At 68.9% G+C, this 22,933-nt stretch carries 23 protein-coding genes; 17 read left to right on the forward strand and 6 right to left on the reverse strand.

Features of this window, described 5'->3' with window-relative positions; genetic code table 11:
* Positions 1 to 60: 60 nt before the first annotated feature.
* From KF707C_RS12390 to KF707C_RS12440, 11 genes are all read left to right on the forward strand, one after another.
* Complete coding sequence (locus KF707C_RS12390) at positions 61 to 1,740, forward strand: DUF1302 domain-containing protein (RefSeq protein ID WP_036993368.1); 1,680 nt, start codon at positions 61 to 63, stop codon at positions 1,738 to 1,740.
* Positions 1,741 to 1,751: 11 nt separating this feature from the next.
* The gene (locus KF707C_RS12395; RefSeq protein WP_003454019.1) at positions 1,752 to 3,116 is read left to right on the forward strand and encodes a DUF1329 domain-containing protein; all 1,365 of its coding nucleotides are present in this window, start codon (positions 1,752 to 1,754) and stop codon (positions 3,114 to 3,116) included.
* A gap of 57 nt (positions 3,117 to 3,173) precedes the next feature.
* A complete protein-coding gene (locus KF707C_RS12400; protein ID WP_003454018.1) occupies positions 3,174 to 4,262 on the forward strand; it encodes a WD40/YVTN/BNR-like repeat-containing protein in 1,089 nt (362 codons plus the stop codon).
* A gap of 4 nt (positions 4,263 to 4,266) precedes the next feature.
* Positions 4,267 to 6,717, forward strand: a complete 2,451-nt coding sequence (locus KF707C_RS12405) for an efflux RND transporter permease subunit (RefSeq protein ID WP_003454017.1) — start codon at positions 4,267 to 4,269, stop codon at positions 6,715 to 6,717.
* A 103-nt stretch (positions 6,718 to 6,820) separates the two neighbouring features.
* Complete coding sequence (locus KF707C_RS12410) at positions 6,821 to 8,020, forward strand: MFS transporter (RefSeq protein WP_003454014.1); 1,200 nt, start codon at positions 6,821 to 6,823, stop codon at positions 8,018 to 8,020.
* A 76-nt stretch (positions 8,021 to 8,096) separates the two neighbouring features.
* Positions 8,097 to 8,669 (forward strand): cupin domain-containing protein, encoded by a 573-nt coding sequence (locus KF707C_RS12415; protein ID WP_003454012.1) that lies wholly within the window; start codon positions 8,097 to 8,099, stop codon positions 8,667 to 8,669.
* The gene (locus KF707C_RS12420) at positions 8,666 to 9,658 is read left to right on the forward strand and encodes a fumarylacetoacetate hydrolase family protein (RefSeq protein ID WP_003454011.1); all 993 of its coding nucleotides are present in this window, start codon (positions 8,666 to 8,668) and stop codon (positions 9,656 to 9,658) included. The genes KF707C_RS12415 and KF707C_RS12420 overlap by 4 nt, the downstream gene beginning before the upstream one ends.
* Positions 9,649 to 10,629 carry an NAD-dependent epimerase/dehydratase family protein gene (locus tag KF707C_RS12425; protein ID WP_003454008.1) on the forward strand — a complete coding sequence of 327 codons (981 nt, stop codon included), beginning with the start codon at positions 9,649 to 9,651 and terminating at the stop codon, positions 10,627 to 10,629. Before KF707C_RS12420 ends, KF707C_RS12425 begins: the two co-directional genes overlap by 10 nt.
* 10 nt (positions 10,630 to 10,639) lie before the next feature.
* Positions 10,640 to 11,422 carry a cyclase family protein gene (locus tag KF707C_RS12430; RefSeq protein ID WP_003454006.1) on the forward strand — a complete coding sequence of 261 codons (783 nt, stop codon included), beginning with the start codon at positions 10,640 to 10,642 and terminating at the stop codon, positions 11,420 to 11,422.
* Between the two features lie 15 nt (positions 11,423 to 11,437).
* Entirely contained in the window at positions 11,438 to 13,078 is a 1,641-nt protein-coding gene (locus KF707C_RS12435; protein WP_003454004.1) for an arylsulfatase, read from the forward strand.
* Positions 13,075 to 14,076 carry an SUMF1/EgtB/PvdO family nonheme iron enzyme gene (locus KF707C_RS12440; protein ID WP_003454003.1) on the forward strand — a complete coding sequence of 334 codons (1,002 nt, stop codon included), beginning with the start codon at positions 13,075 to 13,077 and terminating at the stop codon, positions 14,074 to 14,076. The genes KF707C_RS12435 and KF707C_RS12440 overlap by 4 nt, the downstream gene beginning before the upstream one ends.
* 50 nt (positions 14,077 to 14,126) lie before the next feature.
* On the opposite strand, the gene KF707C_RS12445 is transcribed toward KF707C_RS12440, so the two are convergent.
* Both KF707C_RS12445 and KF707C_RS12450 read right to left on the reverse strand, forming a co-directional pair.
* Entirely contained in the window at positions 14,127 to 14,837 is a 711-nt protein-coding gene (locus KF707C_RS12445) for an rRNA pseudouridine synthase (RefSeq protein ID WP_003454001.1), read from the reverse strand.
* 82 nt (positions 14,838 to 14,919) lie between these two features.
* Positions 14,920 to 15,438 (reverse strand): chalcone isomerase family protein, encoded by a 519-nt coding sequence (locus KF707C_RS12450; protein ID WP_003453999.1) that lies wholly within the window; start codon positions 15,436 to 15,438, stop codon positions 14,920 to 14,922.
* A 181-nt stretch (positions 15,439 to 15,619) separates the two neighbouring features.
* Here KF707C_RS12450 and KF707C_RS12455 point away from each other — a divergent pair, with 181 nt between their 5' ends.
* Positions 15,620 to 16,201, forward strand: a complete 582-nt coding sequence (locus tag KF707C_RS12455) for an MliC family protein (protein ID WP_003453996.1) — start codon at positions 15,620 to 15,622, stop codon at positions 16,199 to 16,201.
* 180 nt (positions 16,202 to 16,381) lie between these two features.
* Complete coding sequence (locus KF707C_RS12460) at positions 16,382 to 16,651, forward strand: metal-sensing transcriptional repressor (RefSeq protein WP_003453995.1); 270 nt, start codon at positions 16,382 to 16,384, stop codon at positions 16,649 to 16,651.
* A 39-nt stretch (positions 16,652 to 16,690) separates the two neighbouring features.
* Here the strand turns inward: KF707C_RS12460 and KF707C_RS12465 are convergent, their stop codons facing one another.
* The 4 genes from KF707C_RS12465 to KF707C_RS12480 all read right to left on the reverse strand — a co-directional run bounded on the left by KF707C_RS12465 (position 16,691) and on the right by KF707C_RS12480 (position 20,021).
* The gene (locus tag KF707C_RS12465; RefSeq protein WP_003453993.1) at positions 16,691 to 16,882 is read right to left on the reverse strand and encodes a YgaP family membrane protein; all 192 of its coding nucleotides are present in this window, start codon (positions 16,880 to 16,882) and stop codon (positions 16,691 to 16,693) included.
* Positions 16,883 to 16,896: 14 nt separating this feature from the next.
* Positions 16,897 to 18,702, reverse strand: a complete 1,806-nt coding sequence (locus KF707C_RS12470; RefSeq protein ID WP_003453989.1) for a SulP family inorganic anion transporter — start codon at positions 18,700 to 18,702, stop codon at positions 16,897 to 16,899.
* A 90-nt stretch (positions 18,703 to 18,792) separates the two neighbouring features.
* The gene (locus tag KF707C_RS12475) at positions 18,793 to 19,656 is read right to left on the reverse strand and encodes an MBL fold metallo-hydrolase (protein ID WP_003453987.1); all 864 of its coding nucleotides are present in this window, start codon (positions 19,654 to 19,656) and stop codon (positions 18,793 to 18,795) included.
* A gap of 131 nt (positions 19,657 to 19,787) precedes the next feature.
* Positions 19,788 to 20,021 carry a hypothetical protein gene (locus tag KF707C_RS12480; protein WP_003453977.1) on the reverse strand — a complete coding sequence of 78 codons (234 nt, stop codon included), beginning with the start codon at positions 20,019 to 20,021 and terminating at the stop codon, positions 19,788 to 19,790.
* Between the two features lie 85 nt (positions 20,022 to 20,106).
* On the opposite strand from KF707C_RS12480, the gene KF707C_RS12485 reads away from it, so the two are divergent.
* From KF707C_RS12485 to KF707C_RS12500, 4 genes are all read left to right on the forward strand, one after another.
* Positions 20,107 to 21,240: an AI-2E family transporter gene (locus KF707C_RS12485; RefSeq protein WP_003453971.1), complete on the forward strand. Its 1,134-nt coding sequence runs from the start codon at positions 20,107 to 20,109 to the stop codon at positions 21,238 to 21,240.
* Between the two features lie 5 nt (positions 21,241 to 21,245).
* Positions 21,246 to 21,749 (forward strand): anthrone oxygenase family protein, encoded by a 504-nt coding sequence (locus KF707C_RS12490; RefSeq protein WP_003453970.1) that lies wholly within the window; start codon positions 21,246 to 21,248, stop codon positions 21,747 to 21,749.
* A gap of 70 nt (positions 21,750 to 21,819) precedes the next feature.
* Positions 21,820 to 22,323, forward strand: a complete 504-nt coding sequence (locus tag KF707C_RS12495; RefSeq protein ID WP_003453968.1) for a GNAT family N-acetyltransferase — start codon at positions 21,820 to 21,822, stop codon at positions 22,321 to 22,323.
* A 137-nt stretch (positions 22,324 to 22,460) separates the two neighbouring features.
* Positions 22,461 to 22,889, forward strand: a complete 429-nt coding sequence (locus KF707C_RS12500; protein ID WP_003453966.1) for a nuclear transport factor 2 family protein — start codon at positions 22,461 to 22,463, stop codon at positions 22,887 to 22,889.
* Positions 22,890 to 22,933: the final 44 nt, after the last annotated feature.

Genomic DNA, 22,933 nt, shown 5'->3' on the forward strand with positions numbered 1-22,933 from the left:
ATCCGGCCGGCGGTGGCCAACAAGAAGTTCGCCAACAAGAACAATAAGAGGATCCGTTCGATGGCTATTCGCAATAGCGCCCTCACCCGGCGTGCGCCCCACGCCCTGACGCTCGCCGCAGCGCTGGTGGCCGGTTTCCCCTCCGCACAGGCCTTCGAGATTCAGACCGGCAACCCGGACCTGAGTCTTCGTTGGGACAACACCCTCAAATACAGCGCCGCCTGGCGCCTGCAGGACCCAAGCAGCACGCTCAGCGAAGGGCAGGTCGCCCTGAACCAGGACGACGGCGACCGCGCCTTCGACAAGGGACTGATCTCCAACCGGCTCGACATCCTCTCCGAACTGGACATGAGCTACCGCGACTTCGGCGCCCGCGTCAGCGCCGCCGGCTGGTTCGATACCGTGTACCAGGACGACAACGACAACGACGATCCGGCCCGCGCCAATGCCCGTTCGGTGGCCTACGACCAGTTCACCGACGACACCCGTCACCTGCATGGCGGCGACGCCGAGATCCTCGATGCCTTCGTCTACTGGAACGGCGCGCTGGCCGACAAGGCCACCTCGGTGCGCCTGGGTCGTCATGGCCTGATCTGGGGCGAGAGCCTGTTCTTCGGCGCCAACGGCATCGCCGGCGGCATGGCGCCGGTGGACGTGGTCAAGGCCGTCTCGGTGCCCAACACCCAGTTCAAGGAGATCACCCGTCCGGTCAACCAGCTCTCGGGCACCTTCCAGCTGACCGACGACCTGTCCCTCGGCGCCTTCTACCAGTTCGAATGGGAGGAAACGCGCCTGCCCGCGGCCGGCAGCTACTTCTCGGTGAGCGACACCATCGGCGAAGGCAACGAGCGCCTCATCGTCGGCGCGCCGTTCCCGCCCTTCCTCGGCGGCAACCCGAATAGCCCGGCGGCCTTCTTCCATGGCAATGACAAGGAAGCCAAGAGCTCTGGGCAGGGCGGCCTGCAGCTGCGCTACACCGCCGACACCACCGAGTACGGTCTCTACGCCATCCAGTACCACGACAAGTCGCCGAAGCTTTACCTGAAGCCCAATGCCACCGGGCCCAACTTCGCCACCGGCCAGGTGGGCGAGTACTACTGGGTCTACCCGGAGGAGATCCGCGCCCTGGGCGCCAGCTTCGCCACCACCGTTGACGAGTTCAGCTTCGCCGGCGAAGCCTCCCTGCGCTGGAACATGCCCCTGGTCTCCAACGGACAGACCGTGCTACCGGGCGTGGCCGCCGACAACGACGACGACCCGCTCTATGCCGTCGGCCGCACCGCCCACGTCAACCTGAACATGCTTGCGTCCCTCGGCCCGTCGTTCATTTCCAACGAGGCCAGCCTGGTGGGCGAGATCGCCTGGAACCGCCTGCTCAGCGTGACCAGGAACCGCGCCGCGCTGGACCCCGGCGCCACCGACGATGGCCTCGGCATGAAGCTGGTCTACACGCCGACTTACCGCCAGGTCTTCCCCGGCATCGACCTCAGCGTGCCGGTGGGCATCAGCTACTTCCCCCTGGGCAAGTCGGCCGTGGTCAGCAGCTTCGGGCCGGACGGCGGCGGCGACTTCAACATCGGCGTCAGCGCCACCTACCTCGACCGGGTCACCTTCGGCCTCACCTACACCCACTACTACGGGGCGGAGGACACCAACCTGAATTCGGCCACGAGGTTCAACTTCAAGCAGTCGCTGAAGGACCGGGACTACCTGGCCTTCTCCGTGAAAACCACCTTCTGAGGGACTTGCGCATGACCATCCCGTTCACTCTCAAGACCTTCTGCCTGGCCCTGGTGGGCGCCGCCGCCCTGGGCCTGCAACCCGCGCTCGCCGCCAGCGCCGATGACCTGGGCAAGAGCCTGACCCCGCTGGGCGCCGAACGCGCCGGCAACGCCGACGGCAGCATCCCGGCCTGGGACGGTGGCTTCACCCAGGTGGACCCGGCCTTCAAGGAAGGCGGCAAGCGCGGCGATCCCTTCGCCGCCGACAAGCCGCTGTTCAGCATCACCGCGAAGAACCTCGACCAGTACGCCGACAAGCTCAGCGATGGGGTCAAGGCGATGTTCAAGCGCTACCCCGAAACCTACCGGATCGACGTCTACCCCACCCGTCGCACCGCTGCCGCGCCCCAGTGGGTCTACGACAACACCCTGAAGAACGCCCAGGGCGCCAGGCTGGTGGACAGCAGCGCCGGCCCGGTGCCTGAGGGCGCCTATGGCGGCATCCCGTTCCCGATACCGAAGAACGGCGCCGAGGCCATGTGGAACCACATCCTGAACTGGCGCGGTACCTCGGTGGCCATGGACTTCCGCCATTACCTGATGACCGCCGATGGCACCCAGGTGCTCACCACCGACGGCAAGGCCATCCAGGAGATGCCCTACTACTACCCGGACGGCAGCGCCGCCAGTTTCGAGGGTGACTACTGGCTGTTCCGCCTGCTCAACGTCGGGCCGCCGCTGCGTGCCGGCGAGCAGATCATGGGGCGCACCAACGTCAATGGCGACAAGTCCCAGGCCCATGTCTACCTGACCGGCCAGCGCCGCGTGCGCAAGCTGCCCAACGCCTGCTGCGACACCCCGACGCCGGCCACCGCCGGGGTCATGTCCTTCGACGAACTGAGCGTGTTCCAGGGCCGCATGGACCGCTTCGACTGGAAGCTGGTGGGCAAGCGGGAGCTGTACATCCCCTACAACACCAACAAGGTGCAGGCCGCCGCCAGGCCCGAGGACGTGTTAGGCAAACATCACCTCAACCCCGACTACGTGCGCTGGGAACTGCACCGCGTCTGGGTGGTGGAGGCCGACCTGGCGCCGGGCAAGCGCCACCAGCTGCCCAAGGGCCGCTACTACCTCGACGAGGACACCTGGCAGGCCCTGCTCGGCGATCGCTGGGACGCCAATGGCCAACTGGCCAAGACCCTCTGGTCTCTGCCTGCGGTGATGCCGGACCTGCCGGCCCACGCGACTCTCTCTGCGGGCTTCTACGACCTGGTCTCAGGTGCCTGGTTCATCCAGAACCTCTATGCCGGCAAGAACCAGCAGTACGCGGTGGTGGATCGCTACAAGCCGGCGGAGTTCTCCCCGGCGGCCATGGCGGGACGTGGCGTGCGTTGACGAGGTGAGGGGAGGGCGCAGGTCCTCCCCGGCTCTGGCTGAATTTCGAGGTAGAACATGAACAGATTGCGTCAGCTGAGCGGGCTGCTGCTGGCCCTCGCCCTGCCCATCGCCGCGCCTTGTCTGGCCGATGCCAAGGCCGTCGGCGACGTCCTGGAAAGCCCCGCCATGCGGATACTCAATGCCGAGCGCGCGGTCTTCACCGACCTCGCCCGTGCCGGCGAGCGCCTTGTGGCGGCAGGCGAGCGTGGCCTGGTGCTGCTGTCCGATGACAACGGCCAGCATTGGCGCCAGGCCAGCGTGCCGGTGTCGGTGGGGCTGACCGCCGTGCAGTTTGTCGATGCCCGCACAGGCTGGGCGGTGGGCCATGCCGGCGTGGTCCTGGCGACCACCGACGCGGGCGAGACCTGGACCCTGCAACTCGACGGCCGCCGCGCCGCACGGTTGGAGCTGGAGGCCGCGCGCCGCGAACTGCCGCTGGCGACCGACGCCGAAGCCGCCGAAGCACGGGTGCAGGTCGCCGAGCGCCTGGTGGAGGAGGGAGCCGACAAGCCTTTCCTCGCCCTGGACTTCAGCGACGCCCGCCAAGGCCTGGTGGTCGGTGCCTACGGCCTGGCCTTCCGCACCGGGGACGGCGGCGCCACCTGGCAATCCGCCGTCGGCGCCATCGACAACCCCATGGGGCTGCACCTCTACGCCGTGGCGCGGCAAGGGCGCGACTGGTTGCTCGCCGGCGAGCAGGGCTACCTGGCCCGCTCCCGGGACGGGCAGCGTTTCGAGGCGCTCCAGAGCCCCTATGAGGGCACCTTCTTCACCCTGGCCAGCCGCGCCGACGGTTCCCTGCTGATCGGCGGGCTCAAGGGTCACGCCTTCGTGCTCGCCCCCGGCGCCGACCTGGCCGAGGCCCTGCCGGTCGCCGCGCCGGTGTCTTTCAGCGACGCGGTCCGCCTGGCGGATGGCCGCACCCTGTTGGTGAACCAGGCCGGCGGCCTGTTCGCCAGCCTGCCGGGGCGCCTGGTGCCGGCGCTGCCGCCCACCGGCAAACCCTTGTCCGGCGCGGTCCAGGCCGCCGATGGCAGCCTGGTGCTGGCCGGTTTCACCGGGTTGTCGCGCCTGCCATTGCCCGCCGTTTCCCCTTCGGAGTGAGGTCATGAATTCCACTCGCCCAACCCCCTTGCCCGACTCGGGCCCCTTCGATCCCCGCTCCGGTTCGCTGGTGGAGCGGGCCCTGTTCAACCACCGCCACTGGGTGCTGCTCCTGTGCCTGGTGACCACCGTCCTGCTGGGCTGGCAATCCTCGCGCCTGGAACTGAACGCCAGCTTCGAGAAGATGATCCCCACCGGGCATCCCTACATCGCCAACTACCTGGCCAACCAGAAGGAACTGTCCGGCCTGGGCAACACCCTGCGCATCGCCGTGGCCAACCCCAAGGGCGATATCTACGACGCCGATTACCTGCGCAACCTGCAGGCGCTGAGCGACCGCATCTACCTGCTGCCGGGCGTTGACCGCGCCTACATGAAGTCGCTGTGGACCCCGGCCACCCGCTGGGTCTCGGTGACCGAGGAAGGCCTCGACGGCGGGCCGGTGATCCCCGATGACTACGACGGCAGCCCGCGCGCCCTGGCGGAGCTGCGGCGCAACGTGCAGCTGTCCAACGAGATCGGCCAACTGGTGGCCTTCGACCAGCGCTCCAGCATCATCTACGTACCCTTGCTGGCGCGTACCCCGGATGGCGAACCGCTCGACTACGCGACCCTTTCCGCCCAGCTGGAGGCGCTGCGGGCGGAGTTCCAGAGCGACAGCCTCGACATCCACATCACCGGCTTCGCCAAGAAGGTCGGCGACCTGATCGAGGGCCTGGAGCAGATCCTGCTGTTCTTCGCCGTGGCCATCCTCATCACCACCGCCGTGCTCTACGGCTACACCCGATGCGTGCGCAGCACCCTGCTGGTGGTGTTCTGCTCGCTGGTGGCGGTGGTCTGGCAGTTGGGCCTGCTGCCGCTGCTGGGCTACCAGTTGGACCCCTATTCGGTGCTGGTGCCCTTCCTGGTGTTCGCCATCGGCATGAGCCACGGCGCGCAGAAGATGAACGGCATCATGCAGGACATCGGCCGTGGCATGCACCGCGTGGTGGCGGCGCGTTTCACCTTCCGCCGGCTGTTCCTCGCCGGCCTCACCGCGCTGCTCTGCGACGCGGTGGGCTTCGCCGTGCTGATGATCATCCAGATCGAGGTGATCCAGGACCTCGCCATCATCGCCAGCATCGGCGTGGCGGTGCTGATCTTCACCAACCTGATCCTGCTGCCGGTGCTGCTCTCCTATGTGGGCGTCAGCCCCCGGGCCGCCGAACTCAGCCTGAAGAGCGAGCGGGCGGAGGAGGGCGGCCAGGCGCGCCATCCGTTCTGGCGCTTCCTCGACCTCTTCACCCGCAAGCCCTGGGCGGCGATCTGCGTGGGCGTCAGCCTGGTGATGGCGGTGCTCGGCTTCATGGTCAGCCTGCACCTGGCCATCGGCGACCTGGACGCCGGCGCCCCCGAGCTGCGCCCGGACTCGCGCTACAACCTGGACGACGCCTTCATGACCCGCAGCTATGGGGCCAGCAGCGACCTCTTCGCGATCATGGTGCGCACGCCGGACAGCGCCTGCGCGCGCTACGACATCCTGCGCAAGGTGGACGAACTGGACTGGCAGCTGCGCAGCCTGCCGGGGGTGGATTCCACCAACTCGCTGGCGCTGCTCAACCGCCGCATGCTGGTGGGCCTCTCCGAGGGCAGCCCGAAGTGGTACGAGCTGCAGAACAACCAGGCGATGCTCAACATGATCACCGCCAGCGCGCCGCGCGGCCTCTACAACGAGTCCTGCAACCTGCTGACGCTCTACGTCTACCTCACCGACCACAAGGCCGAGACCCTGACCCGGCTGGTGGACCACGTCGAAGCCTTCGCCGCCGCCAACGACACCGACGAGGTGAAGTTCCAGCTGGCCGCCGGCAACGCCGGGATCGAGGCCGCCACCAACATCGTCGTGCGCGAAGCCAACCGGGAGATGCTGTTCTGGGTCTACGGCGCGGTGATCCTGCTCTGCCTGGTCACCTTCCGCTCCTGGCGCGCCACGCTCTGCGCGGTGATCCCGCTGATGCTCACCTCCATCCTCTGCGAGGCGCTGATGGTCGGGCTCGGGATCGGCGTCAAGGTCGCCACGCTGCCGGTGATCGCCCTGGGCGTGGGCATCGGCGTCGACTACGCGCTCTACGTGATGAGCATCCTGCTCGGCCACCTGCGCCAGGGCGCGAGCCTGTCCGAGGCCTATTACCGCGCGCTGGTCTCCACCGGCAAGGTGGTGATGCTCACCGGCATCACGCTCGCCATCGGCGTCGGCACCTGGATGCTCTCGCCCATCAAGTTCCAGGCCGACATGGGCGTGCTGCTGGCCTTCATGTTCGTCTGGAACATGGTCGGTGCGCTGGTGCTGCTGCCGGCGCTCGCCTACTTCCTGCTGCCGGCCCGACGCCTGGAGCGCCAGGCGCTGAGTCCCACCGAACGTTGCGCTGATCCCGCCATGACCGAGCGGCCGCTGCTGCGTGCCGCCACCCGCTGAAACAACGACAAGAGAAGCATCGGCATGAATCGACTGTTCGACACCTTGCGACCGTTCCAGGCCCGTCCGACCGACGCCCAGGGCCACCCCGGGGAGGTGCGCCATGAGCCGCGCTGACCGCCAGGCGGGCCTGCCGCAATCCCTCCTGCTGTTGCTGGGCAGCTGCCTGCCGGTGTTGGGGGCGGTGCTCCTGGCGCCGGTGCTGCCGAGGATGCAGGCGCATTTCGCCGACACCCCGGGGGCCGAGGTGCTGGCCCCCATCGCCCTGACCGTTCCGGCGCTGGTGATCGCCCTGCTGGCGCCCTTCGCCGGCCTGATCGCCGACCGCGTCGGTCGCAAGCCGCTGTTGCTCGGCTCGATGGTGCTCTACGCGGCCTGCGGCCTGTCGCCCCTCTGGCTGGACTCGCTGGTGGGGATAGTCGCCAGCCGCGCCGGTCTCGGCCTGGCCGAGGCGGGCATCATGACCTGCTGCACCACCCTGATGGGTGACTACTACCAGGGCGCGCGCCGCGAGCGTCTGTTCGCCCTGCAGATGGTCGCCACCTCGTTCTCCGCCGCCGTGTTCATCGCCCTGGGCGGGGCCCTGGGCCAGGACGACTGGCGTACCCCCTTCGTGCTCTATGCCGCCGGCCTGCTGTTCATGCCGCTGATGGCCCTGCTGCTCTGGGAGCCCCGCGCGCGGGAAGGCGAGCCGCAGAACCTGGCGGTGGAGCGCTTTCCCTGGGGCGCGCTGCTGCCGCTGTACGGGTTGACCGTGCTGGCGGGAATCAGCCTGTTCATCGTGCCGGTGCAGGCGGGTTTCCTGCTCACGCTGCTGCACGTCGATGCGCCCCAGCAGATCGGCATGACCATGGGCGCGAACCAGCTCGGCGTGCTGGCCGGTGCGCTGGCGTTCCGCATCCTCGCGGGGCTGCGCCGGCCCCTGCTGCTGTGCCTGGCCTTCGCCCTGGCCGGCCTGGGCGGACTGCTCATGGCCCAGGCCCAGAGCCATGCGCTGGTGATAGTCGCGGTGCTGCTGAACGGCCTGGGCATCGGCCTGATGCTACCGACGCTGATCACCTGGGTCATGAGCCAGGTCAGCTTCAGCCTGCGCGGCAGGGCCGCTGGCGGCTTCACCGCCGCGCTGTTCGCCGGCGAGTTCGTCAGCCCGCTGGTGGTGCTCGGCCTGAACGCTGGCCAGGTCGCCGAACTGCCGTCCGCCCTGGCGCTGGTGGCATTGGCGCAGCTGGCCCTGGCCATCGCCTGCCTGGCGCTGCCCCGGCTGTTCCGGCCGCTGGGCGCCCCGGTGCCTTCGGTGCCCTGAGGTCGCCGCAGGCGCCGCTTCCCGTGAACGACACGCACCGTCGCCCTCGGCGACGGCCATCGAAAGGAGTCCCCCCATGCACGCTCTTCCCCCCTTCAAGCGCGTGGTCACCGGCCACGATGCCGCCGGCCAGGCCGTGGTCGCCCTGGCCGGCCCGACCCCCAACAACTTCCCGCTCAAGGCGGTGCCCGGCACCCTGTTCCATGAGGTCTGGAACAGCACCGGCAGCCCGGCGCCGCTGGACAATGGCGACGACCCCACCGCCAAGCCGCTGCAACTCTCGCCCGGCCCCCTGGGCAGCCTGATCCGCGTGGTGGACATCCCGCCGGACAGCGTGCAGAACCAGGTCAGCGCCGAGGACGCGGCGGCCGCCTTCGCGGAAATCGGCGAGGCCCACGCCGGCACCGGCACGGCTGATTCGAAGCACAAGCTGATGCACCGCACCGAGACCCTGGACTACGGCATCGTCACCGAGGGCGAGGTCTGGCTGGTGCTGGACGGCGAGGAGGTGCACCTCAGGCGCGGCGATATCGTGGTCCAGCGCGGCACCAACCACGCCTGGAGCAACCGCACCGAAGCCATGGCGCGCATGGTCTTCATCCTGCTGGATGGGCGCTACGCCCCGGAACTGGCGGAGGTGCTGCCATGAAGCTCGCGACCCTGGCCGATGGCAGCCGCGACGGGCGCCTGTTGCTGGTGTCCCGCGATCTGGCCCGCGCCGTCGAGGCGGCCGATATCGCGCCCACGCTGCAGGCGGCGGTGGAGCGCTGGCCGCAGGTGGAGGCGGCCCTGCAGGCGCGCTATGACGCCCTCAATCGCGGCGAGGCGGACGGCGCCTTCGACTTCGACCCGGCGCGCGTGATGGCGCCGCTGCCGAGGGCCTGGCAATGGCTCGACGGCTCCTGTTTCCTCAGCCACGGCGAGCTGATGCAGCGCGCCTTCGACCTGGAACCCATCGAGGGCGTGGAGCGGACGCCGCTGATGTACCAGGGCGCGGGCGACGACTTCCTCGGCCCGCACCAGGACATCCCGCTGCCCAGCGAAGCCCAGGGCATCGATTTCGAGGGCGAGTTCGCGGTGCTGGTGGACGAGGTGCCCATGGGCTGCCCGGCCGAACAGGCCCTGGCCCATGTGCGCCTGATCCTGCAGCTCAACGACGTCAGCCTGCGGGCGCTGGCCCCCCGGGAGATGAAGACCGGCTTCGGCTTCGTCCAGGCCAAGCCCTCGTCCAGCTTCGCGCCGGTGGCGGTGACCCCGGACGAGCTGGGCGACGCCTGGACGGAGGGCCGCGTGCATCTGCCGCTGAAGGTGGAATGGAACGGTGAGTGGTTCGGCCATCCCCACGGTGGCGCCATGCACTTCGGCTTCCACCAGCTCATCGCCCATGGGGCCCTGACCCGGCGGCTCAGCGCCGGCACCCTGATCGGTTCCGGCACCGTCTCCAATCACGACCGCAGCCTGGGCTCGGCCTGCATCTCCGAACGCCGCGCCATCGAGATGATCGAACACGGCGCGCCGCGCACCGGGTTCATGCGCTTCGGTGATCGGGTGCGCATGGAGGCCCGTCTCGCCGACGGTACGCCGCTGTTCGGCGCCATCGACCAGAGGGTCGTCCGGGGAGGCCTGTCATGCGCGTGATGGTCACGGGCGCCGGTGGTTTTCTCGGCCGTCAACTGGTGGAGCGGCTCCTGTCCCGGGGCAGCCTGCGTGGGCGCGCCCTGGAGGCGCTGGTGCTGCTGGACACGCGCCTGGAGGGCTTTCCCGAGGACTCTCGGCTGCGCCTGCTGGCCGGCAGCATCACCGAGCCGGCGCTGCTGCGCCGGGCACTGGCCGATGGCATGGATGTGGTGTTCCACCTGGTGAGCGTTCCGGGGGGCACGGCGGAGCAGGACTATGGACTGGGCTACCAGGTCAACCTGCTGGGCAGCCTGGAGCTGCTGGACCAGTTGCGGCGCAGCGCCCGCCCGCCGGTGGTGGTCTTCGCCAGCAGCGTGGCGGTCTACGGCGGCGACCTGCCGGCGCGCATGGACGAGCAGCAGCCGCCCCGGCCGGCGCTGTCCTACGGCAGCCACAAGCTCATGCTGGAAACCCTGCTGGAGGACCTGGCGCGGCGGGGCGAAGTGGATGGCCGGGCGCTGCGGCTGCCCGGCATCGTCGCCCGGCCGCCGGCGCCGAACGGCCTGCGCTCGGCCTTCATGAGCGACCTGATGCACGCGCTGGCGGCGGGCGAAGCCTACCGCTGCCCGGTATCGCCCCTGGCCACCGCCTGGTGGATGTCGGCGCGCTGCTGCGTGGACAACCTGCTGCTCGCCGCCGAGCTGGAGAACCCGGGCAACCCGCGAACCTGGCAGCTGCCGGTGCTGCACCTGTCGGTCGGCCAGGTGGTGGACGCCCTGGTGCAGACCTTCGGCGAAGACCGCCGGCACCTGGTCAGCTATCAGCCGGATGCCGCCCTGGAAGCCCTGTTCGGCCGCTTCCCGCCGCTGCGTACGCCCCTTGCGCGGACCCTGGGCTTCCGTCACGACGGCAACGCCCTGGCCCTGGTGCGCAACGCCCTCGACCTGGCGCCCCGGCCCCGTCGCCCGCGCGCCATTCCGTCCCTTGCCTGAGAACCCTGCCATGACCCGTACTCGTCGCCTCGTCGACCTTTCCGTCACCCTCGACAACAACCCCTATACCGATCCGCCGCCGCTGCTGCCGAAGATCGACTACATGGACCACCAGCAGGGCTGGCCGGAGATGGCCGCCATGTTCCCCGGCCTGTCCCTCGACCAGATGCCGGGCCAGGAAGCCTGGGCCGCCGAGCGCCTGTCCATCACCACCCACAGCGGCACCCACATGGACGCGCCCTGGCATTACGCCTCCACCACCGACGGCGGCCAGCCGGCCTTCGGCATCGACGAATTGCCCCTGGAGTGGTGCCTGCAACCCGGCGTGAAGCTGGACTTCCGCCACCTGCCGGACGGCCACGTGGTGACCGCCGCCGAAGTGGAGGCCGAGCTGGCGCGCATCGGCCACGCGCTGCAACCGCTGGATATCGTGCTGGTGAACACCCGCGCCGGCAGCCTGTTCGGCCAGCCGGGCTACCTGGAAGCCGGCGTCGGCATGGGCCGCGAGGCCACCCTCTACCTGCTGGAGTGCGGCGTGCGGGTGGTGGGCACCGATGCCTGGAGCTGGGACGCGCCGTTCAAGTACACCCGCGAGCGCTTCGCCGAATCAGGCGATGCCTCGATCATCTGGGAAGGCCACAAGGCCGGGCGCGACATCGGCTACGGTCAGATGGAAAAGCTCGCCAACCTCGACAGCCTGCCGGCCAACGGCTTCCTCGTGTCCTGCTTTCCCTACAAGATCAAACACGCCTCCGCCGGCTTCGTCCGCGCCGTGGCCATCTTCGAAGAATAAGAAAGGAGCATTGCCGTGCGTTTCCCCTTCCTGCTGGCAGCCCTGGCCTGCATCGCACCGGCCTTCGCCGCTGCCGCCGAGCGCCCGAACATCCTGCTGATCGTCGCCGACGACCTGGGCTACTCGGACCTGGGCGCCTTCGGCGGCGAGATCGAGACGCCGAACCTCGACCGCCTGGCCGAAAGCGGCCTGCAACTGACCAGCATGTACGCCGCGCCCACCTGCTCGCCGACCCGCGCCATGCTGATGTCCGGCACCGACAATCACCTGGCCGGGCTGGGCACCATGGCCGAGGCCATCCAGCCGTTCCAGCGCGGCAAACCGGGCTACGAGGGCTACCTCAACCCGCAGGCCCACTCCATCGCCGAGCTGCTGCGGGACGGTGGCTACCGCACCAGCATGGTGGGCAAGTGGCACCTGGGCCTGGCACCGGAACAAGGCCCGGACCGGCGGGGTTTCGAGCAGTCCTTCACTTTGCTGGACGGCGGTGGCGTGCACTTCAAGCCCGCGCCGGGCTCAATGGCGAGGATCGAGCAGGTCACCTACCGGGAGAACGGCCAGTCGGTGGAACTGCCGGAGGACTTCTATTCCACCGACTTCTACACCGACAAGCTCCTGGCCTACCTCAAGGCCGGGGAGGGCAGTGGCAAGCCCTTCTTCGCCTACGCCGCCTACACCGCGCCCCACTGGCCGCTGCAGGCGCCGGAGCCCTGGATCGACAAGTACCGGGGGCGTTACGACGCCGGCTACGACGCCGTGCGCCTGGCGCGTATCGAGCGGATGAAGGCCAAGGGGCTGCTGCCCGCCGACTTCCAGCCGGCGGCGCCCCTGCCGGTGACCCCGCAGCTGCCGGGCTGGGCGCAACTGGACGCCGACCGGAAGCGCGTCGAGGCGCGCAAGATGGAGATCTATGCGGCCATGGTGAGCCACCTCGACCACAACATCGGCCGTCTGCTGGACTACCTGAGGGACAGCGGCCAACTGGACGACACCCTGGTGGTGTTCATGTCCGATAACGGGGCCGCCGGGGAACGGCATGAGCAGTTCTACCCGGCCGGCCCTGGCACCGACAACAGCCTGAGAAACCTCGGGCGGCGCGGCTCGCAGATCGACTACGGCCTGCGCTGGGCTGAAGTCAGCGCCGCACCGCTGCGGCTGTTCAAGGGCACCACCGCCGAGGGCGGCATCAGCGTCCCGGCCATCGTCCAGCTGCCGACCGGCCTGCGTCGCCAGGGACTGGAGCGCAGCGTGGCGCGGGTGGATGACCTGGCGCCCACCTTCCTGGCCCTGGCCGGGTTGCCGGACCCGGGCGACAGCTGGAAGGGCCAGCCCAAGCACCCCATCACGGGCCGTTCGATGCTGCCCATGCTGGAAGGCCGGCAAGACGCCGAACCGGTCATGGCCGGGGAACTCTTCGGCAGCCGCTATTACCGCGAGGGTGACCTGAAGCTGCTGGGCCTGGTGCCTTGGGTGAAGCCGGGCGAGACGCCGCCGCCGCTGCGCTGGCAGCTGTTCGACCTGTCCCGGGACCGGGGCGAGCGGCAGGACCTGTCCGCCCAGCAACCGGAAACCCTGGAGCGCCTCAAGCGTGCCTGGCAGGACTATGCCCGCCGCGTCGGCGTGGTCGCTCCGCCGATGACGGCCCAGACGCCATGAGGTGGCGCCTGGCTGCGGGCGGGGGCCTCGCCCTGGCCCTGCTCGCCCTGGTGGTGGCCTGGCCGCGCGCGATCCCGGAGCTGGGTTCCCGCGCCGGCTGCCTGGCGTACGGAGGGCTGCCCCCGGGCTGGGGTGAGGATCCGCTCGCCGGCATGGCGCTCATCCGGGGTGGTCGATTCGTGCCCGGCACCGAAGGCGGATACCCGGACGAGCGTCCGCTGGGTGCCGTCGAGGTCGGTGATTTCTGGATCGACCGCACCGAAGTGACCCGCGCCCAGTTCGCCGCCTTCGTGGCCGCCACCGGCTACGTCACCGAGGCCGAGCGCCAGGGTGGCGCGGCGCTGTTCCGCGCGCCGCTGGAGAACGCCGCCGACGGCTCGGCGCTGCCCTGGTGGCGCTATGTCGAGGGCGCCGACTGGCGTCACCCCGAGGGGCCGGATGCCGCCCCGGCCGCCCTGAATGCCCATCCGGTGACCCTGGTCACCCTGGCCGACGCCCAGGCCTATGCCCGGTGGCGCGGCAACGAACTGCCCAGCGAGGCCGAGTGGGAATACGCGGCCCGTGCCGGCGGGGACTCGGCACGGCTGGGGGAGGCGCCGCTGGATGCCGAAGGCCGGCCGACGGCCAATTACTGGCAGGGCGTATTCCCGGTGCAGGACGCGGGCGAGGACGGTTTCGCCGGCCTGGCGCCCAGCGGCTGCTTCGCCGCCAATGGCAATGGCCTGTACGACATGATCGGCAATGTCTGGGAGTGGACCGCCGATGCCCAGTGGGGCCGCCTGATCAGCCACGCCAACGGCGATCCGGGCCAGCTCCGGGCAGTCCCGGGAGGCTCCCGGCCCCAGGTCATCAAGGGTGGTTCCTGGCTCTGCGCCAGCACCTACTGCGCCCGTTATCGCGCCGCCGCCCGCGAGCGCCAGGAGGCCGACCTGGCCACCTCCCATGTGGGTTTTCGCACCATTCGGCGAATCGCCACGGGCGGCACCGGTGGCTCATGACCCGGTGTTTGCCGCGTCATGGCCATTGAAGCGAGATGGCGTGGGCGGTGTCAGAAGCGCTCGGCCTGCCCCAGGTAGCGCCATTGGCCGCCGGGCAGCTTGCCCATGGGAACGCCGCCGATGCGGATGCGCTTCATGCCGAGCACCTTGAGGCCGACGGCCTGGCAGTACTCGGCGATGAGGCCGGCGCGGGGATTCTTCAGGGCGAAGCGCAGGTGGGTTTCGTTCTGCCAGCTGGCCTTGACCGGCGGCAGCTCGCCGCCCTTCACCCGGACGCCGCGCTTGAGCTTGTCCAGGCCGCCGTCCACCAGGGTTCCGCCGACCTCCACCACATATTCCTGCTCCAGCTTGCGGGCGTCCTCGTTGAGCTTGCGCAGGGTCCGCCAGTCCTGGGTCAGCACCAGCAGGCCGCTGGCGCCGGGTTGCAGGGGCAGGGCGGTGTCGAGGCGGAAGAAGTGGCCACGCCGCACTCGAACCTCGGCCCGGTCCTCGGACCAGCGGCTTTCCGGCGACAGCAGGCGCTGGGCCTGTTCGAGGCGAAGGCCGGCGGGCTGGTTGAGCAGCAGGGTGCAGGGCTCCAGCGGCTCGGGCGCCGCGCCGGGAAGCAGGGCGACGGCCTGGTCGGTGACCGGAAACTGCGGCAGCTCCACGACCTCGCCATCCACCGTGACCCAGCCACCCTCGATGTAGAGCTCGGCCTCCCGGCGTGAGCAGCCGGTCAGTTCGATGATGCGTTTGGAGAGACGAATGGATTCGGTCATGGGGCAGGCCAGGTAGGGGGAAGGGCGCCATGGTAAACCCTTTGGCTCCCCGCTGTGCTGCTCCTTGCACCTGGCCTGGCGATTACAGGGTGCTCGCGATCCCCAGCAACTGCCGGCGCAGGTCCGGGTCGCGGCTGCGCGGGTCCAGCCAGATGTCGAAGAAGGCGCTGGCCAGGGCCGGGTCGTCGATTTCCCGCAAGAGACGCTCGCCGGCGTAGAAGCGGCAGCCCCGTCCGGGCAGGTAGAGCCCGGTGATGCGGTCACCCGGCTCGACGTCGATGAAGGCCAGGCTCAGTTCGGCTTCCCAGCGGCGCAGTTGTTCGTCGCTGATGGGACGGCGGCTCACGCGGCGGATTTCCTCCAGGCTGGTGCTGACGAACTGCTCGCGACTGATGCTGCGGTGGTAGGTGAGTTCCAGGGCGAAGGGTGCGCTCGGGTCGAAGGGGGCCTGTCCGCTCCAGAGCCGGGCGGTGTAGATGCGGAAGCCGAACACACGGAGGTCCCCCTGGCCCACCACGCGGGCGTCGGGGAGGGATTCACGCCAACTGGCGCTGACGTCGGCGGCCAGCAGCCAGGCCAGGACGGCAAGGAGTGGTTTCATGGTGGGGCACCGGAAATGGCTTTTACTCAAGTTGTACAAAATAGATCGCTGTGAAAGTCGTGACCAGACCCCGGCCTCGGTAGCCGACGGTCAGTCAGCGGAGGCCAGCGGGCCGTGACGAGCGTTATGCGAAGCCTTGGTCTTAACTGGAAACGAATTTCCACCCAGGCCGGAGGCCGACATGATTCACGCAAAAGGACTGATCCTCGCCCTCAGCGCAGCCAGCCCGCTGGCCATGGCCGACGCCGGCCCTTCCTACGATTGCGCCCAGGCCCAGGGCATCGAGCGGCAGGTCTGCGCCAGCGCGGAGCTCAGCGCCCTGGACCGGCAGTTGGCGGAGGTCTACAAGAAGGCCCTGGCCGGCACCGATGCCGCCACCCAGAGGCGCATGCGCGCCGAGCAGCGGGGCTGGATCAGGGGGCGCGACGAGTGCGGGAAGGCCAGCGACCCGAACCGGTGCGCCACCCTCAGTTACCTGAGGCGCCTGGTGGAGCTGCGGATCCAGTCCGGGGAAGGCGTGCTGCTCAAGGCGGTGGAGTTTTCCTGCGGTGAACATCGCAAGGTCTTCACGGCCACCTTCTATAACGACGTCGAGCCCAAGGCGGCGGTGTTCTCCTACGGCGACGACCAGACCATCGCCATCGGGCAGCGCACCGCCAGCGGCGCGCGCTACAGTGGCGAGGGCATGGACTTCTGGGAACACCAGGGGGAAGCCAGGGTGAACTGGTACGGCACCCGGATGACCTGCAAGGCGGTGAGTTGATCGAGCGCCGCGCGTTCATGGGATTTTCCGCCCAAGCGCATCCCCGTGCCGTGCAGGTCGCCAGCTGGACGCGGCTTCGCCGGTGGCCAGTTGCCGATCCGGTCCGATATCCTCGGCACGCCCTCGTCCCGAGGGCGGCATGTGAACGGTGACCACCGCAAGGTGGATGGGTGGAAGCAGATGAGCGAGCAGGTGGGTGAGGAGCAGCGCAACGCCATGCTGCGGCGGTTGGCGCGCCTGGAAGGGCAGATCCGGGGAATCCAGGCGATGATCCGGCGCGGCGATGACTGCGAGGCCATCGCCCAGCAGTTCAGCGCGTCACGCAAGGCCCTGGATCGGGCCTATCAGCAATTGCTGGTGTGCCTGGTGGAAGAGGCGGTGATGAACCCCAACCAGGCGCCTGACGAGACCATGTCCCAGGTGCGGGCGATCTTCACCAAGTACAGCTGACGCGAAGGGGCGGGGCCGCGAGGGCCCCGCCCGGGTTCGCTAGGGTTTCTTCGCCGAGCAGGTCTGGATCCCCAGCAGGCGATAGGCCGGGCAGAACCCCACCAGGCCGGTCGCCAGGGGGATCACCCCGATCCAGGCCCAGGCCGGACCGCCCATCACCGCCCAGAGGATCAGCGCGATACCCGCCGCGATCCGCACGCCCTTGTCGATGCCGCCTACATTGCATTGCATGGTGTTCTCCTGTTTCAAACGGCTGTGTCCTGGTTCTGGCGCCTGTCCTGCATGGCCTGGGGCCGGTTCTGGCCGGCTTCTCCCTTCGACCCGGCGCCCGGGGCCGACACGCAATCGGGGTCCAGGCAGTGGAGCGCCTGGAACTGGCTGAGGAAGACCTGCCCGCCGAAGCGCTGCAGGAAATCCGATCGATTCAACTGGTCCATCACCGGCCCCTTCACCTCCGAGAGGTGCAACTGGATACCGCTCGCGCCGAGGCGATGGGCGATGGCCTCCAGGGAGTCCAGGGCACTGGCGTCGATCAGGTTGACGCTGGAACACATCAACACCAGGTGACGGACCTCGGGATGCTGGGCCACCAGTTCGTTGACCCGTTCCTCGAGGAAGCGGGCATTGGGGAAGTACAGGCTTTCATCGACGCGGATCGACAGCACCCGGGGGCTTTCGATGACCCGGTGGCGCTCGACGTTACGGAAGTGCTCGCTGCCGGGCACCAGGCCCACCACGGCCATGTGCGGCCGGCTGGTGCGCCAGAGAAACAGCAGCAGCGACAGGCCGACGCCCAGGAGGATGCCGGTCTCGACACCGATGAGCAGCACGCCGGCCAGGGTCACCACCTGCGCCAGGCCGTCCTGCCGTGAGTAGCGCCAGGTGCGCAGCACCGCGCCCAGGTCTACCAGGCTGAGCACCGCGACGATGATGGTGGCGGCCAGCACCGCCTGCGGCAGGTCATGCAGCAGGGGAGTGAGCAGCAGCACGCCCAGGGCGATGCCGGCGGCGGTGAAGACTCCGGCCATGGGCGTCTGGGCGCCGGCATCATGGTTGACCACCGAGCGGGCGAAACCGCCGGTGACCGGGAAGCCGCCGCTGACCGCGGCCGCCACGTTGGCGGCGCCCAGGCCGAGCAGCTCGTTGTCCGGGTCGATGGGCTGGCGCCGCTTGGCCGCCAGGGTCTGGCCGACGGAGACCGATTCGACGAAGCCCACCAGGCTGATCAGCACGGCCGCCGGCAGCAGCTGTCCGGCCAGGTCGAGGTCCAGGGTGGGCAGGGCCAGTCCGGGCAGCCCCTGGGGAATGGCGCCCACCACCTTCACCCCGGCGGCGCCCAGGTCGAACCCCGCCACCGCGAGGATGGCGACGATGATGGCCAGCGCCGGTGCGGCCTTGCTCAGGTTCGCGGCCAGGGTCGGGGACGCGCCGAGCTGCATCAGGGCGCCCTTGGCGTGGCGACGGGCCCACCACAGCCAGGCCATGGCGAGTGCGCCGATCAGCAGGGTGGGCGCGCTGAAATCAGGGAGGTGGCGGAGCAGTTCCGGGATCAGCTCCGGCAAGGTATCGCCCTGGGCGGAGATGCCGAGGATGTGCTTGAGCTGGCTGATGGCGATGAGCAGGGCGGAGGCGCTGATGAAGCCGGAAATCACCGGGTGGCTGAGAAAGTTGGCGATGAAGCCCAGGCGCAGCAGGGCCATGCCCGCCAGGACCAGGCCGGAGAGCGCCGCCAGCAGCATGGCGGCACCGATGTACTCGGGGCTGCCCGCCGGAAACAGCGGACTCAGTGCCGACGCGGTCATCAGCGACGCGACGGCCACCGGCCCCACGGCCAGGGTGCGGCTGGAACCGAAGAGCGCGTAGGCGAGCAGCGGCAGCATGCTGGCGTAGAGCCCGGTGACCGGCGGCAACCCCGCGAGCATGGCGTAGGCCAGGCTCTGGGGGATCAGCATGAGGGTGACGATCATCGCCGCCAGCCCATCCTGGGCGGCCGTTTCGCGGTTGTAGTCGCGGCCCCAGGCCAGGCAGGGCAGCCAGCGCTGGAGGCTCATGCCGGGTTGCGCTCCCCGGGCGCGAGGGTCGCTACAACCGGGGGGACGGCCTGAAGGGCGCCTGTGTCGAGGGTATCCATGCTGGCGGGCTCAGAGCGCGTTGAGTGGGATCTTCAGGTAGCGGGTGCCGTTGTCTTCGGCGGGCGGCAGATGGCCGGCGCGCATGTTCACCTGCACCGAGGGCAGGATCAGCTTGGGCATTCCCAGGGTGGCGTCGCGGGCACGGCGCATGGTGACGAAATCGTCCTCGCTGATGCCTTCATGCACATGGATGTTGTGGGTGCGCTCCTCCGCGACGGTGGTCTGGTGCAGGTAGTCCTCACGGCCCGGTGCCTTGTAGTCGTGGCACATGAACAGCCGGGTTTCCGGGGGCAGGGCGAACAGCCTGGCGATGGAGCGGTAGAGGGCGCGGGCGTCGCCGCCGGGGAAGTCGCAGCGCGCGGTGCCGTAGTCCGGCATGAACAGCGTGTCACCGACGAAGGCGGCGTCGCCGATCAGGTAGGTCATGCAGGCGGGCGTATGGCCCGGGGTGTGAATGGCGTGCGCCTCGATGTTGCCGACCTTGAAGCGCTCGCCGTCGTGGAACAGGTGGTCGAACTGGCTGCCGTCGGTGGCGAACTCGGTGCCGGCGTTGAACAGCTTGCCGAAGGTGTCCTGCACCCGGGTGATCAGCTCGCCGATGGCCAGGCGGCCGCCGAGCTTCTGCTTCAGGTAGGGCGCGGCGGACAGGTGGTCGGCGTGGACATGGGTTTCCAGCAGCCAGTCCACCCTGAGCCCCTGGTCCCTGACGTAGTCCACCAGGCGATCGGCGTTGGCACAGGACGTCCGGCCTGCGGCGGGATCGTAGTCCAGCACCGAATCGATGATGGCGCAGCGGTGCGTGGCCGGGTCGGAGACGACATAGCTGAAGGTGAAGGTGTCGGGGTCGAAGAAGGCTTCAACGTGGGGAACCATGGTGCTCAGGCCTCTGAAATAAATACCCCTGGGGGTATGGTGCTGAGCATAGTCGATAAATGGTTATATCGATATATGTATTTGGAATATGCGCTTGCGGCTTATTGCCTCGGCACCGGTCCGCCGCGACGTCAGCGATGGAGCGCGAGGATCAGGCGCTCGAACAGCAGCGTCAGCAGGCCGAACAGGACGAAGGCGCCGATCAGCCAGGCGCCGGTGGATTCGCTGGCCAGCGGGGTGAAGACGCCGAGGCCGATCGCCACCAGCAGCAAACTCAGGCCGAACCACTGTGCCGATTGCGCCCAGGCCGGCAGCGGCGAGGGGCGTGCCCGACGGCCGGGATGCGGTGCGTGTGCGTTGTTCATGGGAAGTCCTCCACGAATCGAGGCGGTGTCCCTGCAGATTTTTCCATCTGGTCCAGAATGCATGGAGGTGCCGGAGGACAGGTCAATGAACGACAAACGGTCGATTACGCTCGCCAACGCTCGGGAGCTTCTGGATGTGCTGATTCGCGCCGGCCTGATTGCCGTGCTGGTGGTGTCCTGCTTCGACATCTTCCGCCCCTTCATGAACATCATGCTCTGGGCGGTGATCCTCGCCATCACCCTCTATCCGCTGAACCAGCGCCTGGCCCCGATGCTGGGCAATCGCTCCGGGCGCGCCGCCACCTTGCTGGTGGTGCTGGGGCTGGCCTGCCTGATCACGCCGCTGGGATTTCTTGGCGCCTCCATCGCCGAATCGGTGCAGAGCGGCGTACACAGCGTCGAAGGGCTTGGCGACCTGCTGGCGATTCCTCCACCGCCCGCGCGGGTGCAGGAGTGGCCCCTGATCGGCGAGCCCCTGTTCCGCATCTGGATGCATGCCTCCACCGACCTGAGCTGGGCCTTCCAGCAGGTGGCGCCCCACCTCAAGGGGCTGAGCAGGACGCTGCTGGGCCAGCTCGCCGGGGTGGGCGCCGGGATCCTGGTCTTCGTCATGGCCCTGGTGATCGCCGGGCTGATCATGGCCCACGGCGAAAGCGGCACGCGCAATTCGGTGGCCATCGCCAGCCGGATCTCCGGACCCGAGCGGGGCCCCGAGCTGGCGACGCTCTGCACCGCCACCATCCGCGCGGTGGCCCAGGGCGTGGTGGGCATCGCCTTCATCCAGATGCTGCTGGTGGGCGTCGGCCTGGTGATGAAGGGCGTGCCCGGCGCCGGCCTGCTGGCCCTGGCCGTGCTGATCCTCGGCATCATGCAGCTGCCGGTGGTCCTGGTGACCATCCCGGTGATCATCTACGTGCTCGGCCAGGAGGGCGTGAACGTCGCCACCGTGATCTTCGCCATCTGGACCTTCGTCGCCGGGCTGTCCGACAACGTCCTCAAGCCCCTGTTGCTGGGGCGCGGGGTGGCGGTCCCGATGCCGGTGGTGCTCATCGGCGCCTTGGGGGGCATGGTCACCAACGGCATCATCGGCCTCTTCATCGGCCCGGTGATCCTCGGGGTGGGCTACCAGCTGTTCATGTCCTGGGTGCGCCATCCGCTGGAGGAGGACAGGCCGGAACCCACCCCCGAATCCGTGACCGACCTTGCCCGGAAACCCTGAGCACCATGGCATTCCTCGACGACCTGGCCTTTATCCTGGCGTTCCTGACCGCCATCGCCTGTGGGCTGATGGGCGGCCTGTTCTTCGCCTTCTCCAACTTCGTGATGCAGGCCCTGGGGCGCATCCACCCCGAGGCCGGCATCGCGGCCATGCAGTCCATCAACCAGGTGGTGCTCAACCGCGCCTTCCTCTGCCTCTTCATGGGCACAACGGCGGCCTGCGTGTTGCTGGTGCTCTACGCCCTGTCCAACTGGGAGGTCCCGGGTACCTTCTTCCTGCTGCTGGGCAGCCTGCTTTATCTGGCGGGCAATTTCGTCGTGACCCTCGCCTGCAACGTGCCCCGCAACAACGCCCTGGCCCGTCTCGACGCCGGCAGCCCGGACGCCGTCGCGCCCTGGCGCGAGTACGTGGAGACCTGGTCTCGCTGGAACCATGTGCGCACCGCCACCGCCCTGGCCGCGTCGGCCATGCTGATCGTGGGCCTGTGCCTGATGTTGACCCTGGATTGAGCGGGACCGCGCCCGGCGCGCCGACCCGCCTGTAGAATCGCCCGCCATCCCATCACCTGGCCCCAAGTCCATGCACAGCGCCTCCCTCGAACGGGTCCTCACCGGCCCGGAACATGCCGACCTGATCCGCAACCTCTACCAGTACTACGCCTACGAATCCTCCGATTGGGAGGATGAGGACGTGGAGGTGGACGGCCGCTTCTACATCCACGAGCCGCATTTCCAGCGCTACTGGCAGGAGGCCGGCTGGCGGGCCGAGCTCATCCTGGTGGACGGCTTCATCGCCGGCTTCCTGCTGGTGGAGCGCAGCGAGCTGCCGGGCCTCGACGCGCTGGAGCTGGCCGACCTCTTCGTGCTGAAGAAGTACCGCCGGCTGGGGATAGGCCGCGCGGTGGCGACCCAGGTGCTGCTGGAGGGCGAATGCGACTGGCTGGTGCGCTTCTTCGGCGAGGACGAGGTGGCCCAGGCCTTCTGGAAAGCGGTGCTGGACGATATGCCGCGCCCCGTGCGCAGCCTCGACCCGGGTGACGATCCGCAGCTGGAAACCTTCCTGGTGACCCGCGCCACCCACTGAGGTGCAGGTTGTGCGGGAGGATCATAAGGCTGTCATTTTCGATCATTGAGGCCCCGGGGCGCAGGCTCGTATCGTCGCGATTCCCCTGACGCCGCCAGCCGGCGTCCAGCACAACAAGAATCGAGAGGAGAACCGACATGTCCGCACCCGCCCTGCAAGCCCACGCCGCCACCACCCTCAGGCACTGGCACGAAATGGTCGCCCGACGCGACCTGTCCGCGCTGCCCGAGTGGCTGGCGGACGACGTGGTGTTCCGCTCGCCCATGGCCCACACGCCGTACCCGGGGCCCCAGGTGGTCTCCACCATCCTCAACACCGTGATGCAGGTCTTCGCCGATTTCGCCTACCACCGCGAACTCGCCAGTGCCGACGGCCTCAGCGTGGTGCTGGAGTTCAGCGCCACGGTGAACGGGCGCGAGCTCAAGGGCATCGACATGATCCGCTTCGACGAGGCGGGCAAGATCGTCGAGTTCGAAGTGATGGTCCGCCCCTTGAGCGGCCTTCAGGCGCTGGGCGAGGAAATGGGGCGGCGGGTGGGGCCCTATCTGGCGAAGCTGAAGGGCTGACCCCGGCGGGGGCCGGGTTTGTCCCTGGATTCCATCCAGGCTAC

The sequence above is a fragment of the Pseudomonas furukawaii genome (assembly GCF_002355475.1).
GTDB classification, from domain to species: Bacteria; Pseudomonadota; Gammaproteobacteria; order Pseudomonadales; family Pseudomonadaceae; genus Metapseudomonas; species Metapseudomonas furukawaii.